The organism is Kaarinaea lacus, from assembly GCF_975902315.1.
On the sequence record NZ_CDLKIE010000047.1, the window covers coordinates 1 to 3,826 of the forward strand.

Sequence of the window (3,826 nt, forward strand, 5' to 3'; positions counted from 1 at the left end):
CACCAGAAGCCAGGAAAGCATCCCAATATATTCGCAGGGTTCAAACGCCGGTCATCGATATTGTTCAGCGCTGGACTGGAGAATACAAATATCGGATCAATGAAGTTTTACACGATATGATCGAGCGCTGCGAAATCCTGGATTTAAGAATTGATAAAAGCAATAAAAATATGATCCCGGAAATGACTTCGTGTTTAACCATGCTGGTTATGAATAAACTACATACTGGAGGTTTTAATATTACCCGATGAAAAAATTACGTGTCATGATGCTAACCCATGCATACATGATCCCTCCAGAGGACCTGACAGACCGCAATGATCCCCGCATTGAATCGTTTCGTACTGAGTTTGATGTGAGGGAAGCACTAGGAAACCTTGGCCATGAGGTTACGATGATTGGGCTGAATGACGACATTACGCCCGTTCGGAAAGGCATTGAAGAATGGAAACCGGACATCGTTTTCAACCTGATGGAGGCGTTCGCCGAAAATGGCGCCCTCGCCTACTATATTGTTAGTTACCTGGATATGCTGGGAGTACCCTATACGGGCTGCAACCCGCGCGGCCTGCTATTGGCAAGCGACAAATCTATTTCCAAGCAGCTACTTACCTATCATCGCATTCGTGTCCCCAAGTTTTATACTTTGCCGCACAATAAAAAGGTAAACCTGCGACATATCGCTAAATACCCTTATCCAATGATTGTAAAATCAGCGATAGAGCAAGGTTCCCTGGGTATTTCACAAGCGTCGCTGGTAACCACGCCTGAAGAACTTCAGCAACGCGCAGAGCAACTGTTTAGCATGCTGGATGGTGATGCCATCGTGGAACAATACATCGAAGGCCGTGAGCTGTATGTTGCCGTAATGGGCAATAAACGATTGCAGGTTTTGCCGACGCGGGAACTGGTTTTTAACAATGTGGATGACAATATTCACCGGATTGCCACCTATAATGTCAAGTGGAATAAAAACTATCGGGATCGCTGGGGTATTGGCTATCAGTTTGCGAGAAATCTTCCTGCAAAAGTTGCAGACGATATCCCGAAACTGGCAAAGCGTATTTACCGAATACTGGACATTACCAGCTACGCTCGCCTGGATCTGCGATTGACAGATGACGGGAAAATTTATGTACTTGAAGCAAACCCGAATGCGGCTATTACCAGGGATGATGATGTCGCCTGCTCCGCCGAAAAAGCCGGTCTAAGCTACGAAAAACTAATTCAAAAAATACTCAATATGGGGCTTAATTCAGAGCATTGAAAATACTGGATAAAGCCTTGTTGCTTTCTGCACCAGCTTCCCAGTCACGTGGTGCATCCGTATCGCATTTAACACATTCGAGTTTCTCACCTATATGCTGTTTGCGGGATTCCGGTTTAATTACCCATGGCCTGTTCTGCCAGGGCGGATCGTGCCTTACGTGTTGGGTATGACCGCAGGCCAGCCGAGCTACCCAATCATTGTTCTCATCTTGATGAAATCCAATAATTGCCTGTTTCACATTAATCATCCATTAAAAATGTGATTGATCCAAACACTAGACCGGGTGTGCCTGTTCGGACACACCCAGTATTCTACTAGCTACCTAATTTTTCTTTTATTGTATTAACAACTGCGTCGCTGGATGTAGCATCGACGGTCAGCAACAACCCTTCGTTTTCATAGAAACCAATCAATGGCGCAGTTTTCTCATTGTAAGTTTCCAGGCGATGGCTAATAGCTTCTTCGGTTTCATCTTCCCGCTGAACAACCGGGCTACCGCACTTGTCACATACACCCTCCTTCTTGGGAGGATTACTTTTCACGTTGTAAATTGCCTGGCAGTCGGAGTTAGAGCAAGTGCGACGGGTGGTTAATCTATCCAGAATCACGTCTCTTGGAACATCAATATTAACCGCCATATCAAGCTCTATATTAAGCCTGGCTAGCAGTTCTTTTAAAGCTTCCGCCTGGGGGATTGTACGAGGAAAACCATCCAGCAAAAATCCTTTTTCGCAATCGGGTTCCTGTAATCTTTTTTCCATGATGCCCATAATTAACTCATCCGGCACCAGGTCACCCGCTTTCATGAAAGCTTCAGCTTGTTTACCGAGTTCAGTTTGCGCCTGTACCGCGCCTCGTAATATATCTCCCGTGGAAATCTGAACCGAGCCGTCAAGTTCCGTTAGCATTTTTGCGGCTGTACCTTTTCCGGCACCGGGCGCACCTAGAAGAATTAACTTCATGCATTTATCCCCTCTGGTTGAAATCTAGTTTATTGTAATCAAATCAAATGGATTTTACGGTATAAAACTGCGTGCATTGTGCCACTTGAACAGACACAACAGCAAATAAAATTACTTTGAGCATAGAGAGAAAAATTCAATCTTTACAAACAATGAAAATGTGGGAAATTACAGTGAAACGAACTTGTATACATATTCCCCAACAGGCGAATGCAGCCTATTCGCTGCGGCTGGTAATTTCAATGAGATGATAGCCAAACTGAGTTTGAACCGGGCCATGTACCTTGCCTGTTTCGGCACTGAAAACCACCTTGTCAAACTCCGGTACCATTTGACCAGGGAAAAACTCGCCTAAGTCACCACCTTGCTCACCGGAAGGGCACTGTGAGTGTTGTTTTGCCATTGCAGCAAAGTCAGCACCATTCTCTATTTCAGACTTGATTTTATCACATTGCGCTTCAGTTTCGACCAGGATATGGCGTGCAGTCGCTTTTCTCATGTATAGGTTCCTTTCGATGAATGAATGAGTAGTTTATAAACTAAGATAGCACACAATTAATTACTAGTTTTGGTGCAAGATGACAAAGTTCAAGCTGACGCTTGTTGTTGTGATGACTGTATACGGCGGCAGGTTTGACGAATAATATCCAGCAATACGTTCCAATCTACGGGTTTATTAAGATATGCCGCAGCGCCAAGAGACATACAGGTATCGCGTTCCCCGGCGATAGTTAATACGATGATGGGAATATCTGCCAGTTCTGGAATTTTCCTGGTTTCTTTTATCAGGGAAATGCCGTCCTTAATAGGCATCATAATATCCGTGATGATTATGTCCGGATTGATTTTTTTTGCTAATTCTATACCCTCATCCGCACTAGCTGCTGTATGAATGTAAAATCCTTTACGCGATAAAAAGCGTTCCATTAAGTCACGCACTTCAGCATCATCATCAATAGACAATATCGTTGTAATTTTTGACCGACGTTTGTAGAGATCATCACCCTCTTTGCCGAATCGAACCAGAGCAGGATCAACCTTAGGGCCAATTTCCAGAATTTCCGTCACATGGTATTGCGCTTTCGCTGCGGTGTGTGCAGGCAAGCGAACTGTGAACGATGACCCTATACCCGGCGTACTCTCTACGGATATGATTCCGCCCAGTAGCTCACATAATCCCTTACAAATTGCCAATCCCAGACCTGTACCGCCATACTCGCGTGTTGTCGAGCTATCCGCCTGCGAAAAACTCTGAAAAATCTTATTGAGCTGCTCCTCGTTCATTCCAATACCCGTATCAGAGACCACTATTTTTAACCACGATTCGTCTTCAAAATTATTGTGGCTTACTGATACAGTAATTTTTCCATCCCTGGTAAATTTGTTGGCGTTATTGATAAGGTTATACAGTATTTGCCGGAATTTGGTGGTATCCGTTGAAAATGTTTGCGGTAGAGAGTCTATGTCTAGAACGATTTCATTCTTATTTATTTCTGCGAGTCCACGAGCACTATTGATCACCTCGCCGACAACGTCATTAACTTGCACAGGCTCAAAATAGGTTTCCATTTTTCCGGACTCAATTTTGGAAATA

General features: G+C 44.2%; 6 protein-coding genes. 2 read left to right on the plus strand and 4 right to left on the minus strand.

From position 1 onward, the window contains the following. Together ACWVCM_RS00805 and ACWVCM_RS00810 are read left to right on the plus strand one after the other, a co-directional pair. The coding region (locus tag ACWVCM_RS00805) for a hypothetical protein (RefSeq protein ID WP_455199791.1) at window positions 1-251 on the plus strand (251 nt) is incomplete at its 5' end. Further along, window positions 248-1,267 carry a D-alanine--D-alanine ligase family protein gene (locus ACWVCM_RS00810; protein ID WP_455199792.1) on the plus strand — a complete coding sequence of 340 codons (1,020 nt, stop codon included), beginning with the start codon at window positions 248-250 and terminating at the stop codon, window positions 1,265-1,267. The genes ACWVCM_RS00805 and ACWVCM_RS00810, both read left to right, overlap by 4 nt. On the opposite strand, the gene ACWVCM_RS00815 is transcribed toward ACWVCM_RS00810, so the two are convergent. From ACWVCM_RS00815 to ACWVCM_RS00830, 4 genes are all read right to left on the minus strand, one after another. Continuing rightward, window positions 1,251-1,508 (minus strand): DUF3565 domain-containing protein, encoded by a 258-nt coding sequence (locus ACWVCM_RS00815; RefSeq protein WP_455199793.1) that lies wholly within the window; start codon window positions 1,506-1,508, stop codon window positions 1,251-1,253. The genes ACWVCM_RS00810 and ACWVCM_RS00815 overlap by 17 nt on opposite strands. 76 nt (window positions 1,509-1,584) lie before the next feature. Next, window positions 1,585-2,232, minus strand: coding sequence for an adenylate kinase (locus ACWVCM_RS00820; protein WP_455199794.1), 648 nt, complete (start codon window positions 2,230-2,232; stop codon window positions 1,585-1,587). Window positions 2,233-2,449: 217 nt separating this feature from the next. Continuing rightward, a complete protein-coding gene (locus ACWVCM_RS00825) occupies window positions 2,450-2,731 on the minus strand; it encodes a peptidylprolyl isomerase (protein WP_455199795.1) in 282 nt (93 codons plus the stop codon). A gap of 89 nt (window positions 2,732-2,820) precedes the next feature. Then, window positions 2,821-3,826 (minus strand): ATP-binding response regulator (locus ACWVCM_RS00830; RefSeq protein ID WP_455199796.1); only part of this gene is annotated, 1,006 nt, incomplete at its 5' end.

Excerpts from the sequence above, each read along its gene's own strand:
- ACWVCM_RS00810 (WP_455199792.1), top strand. The coding sequence starts at position 248 with ATGAAAAAATTACGTGTCATGATGCTAACCCATGCATACATGATCCCT.
- ACWVCM_RS00820 (WP_455199794.1), bottom strand. The coding sequence starts at position 2,232 with ATGAAGTTAATTCTTCTAGGTGCGCCCGGTGCCGGAAAAGGTACAGCC.
- ACWVCM_RS00825 (WP_455199795.1), bottom strand. The coding sequence starts at position 2,731 with ATGAGAAAAGCGACTGCACGCCATATCCTGGTCGAAACTGAAGCGCAA.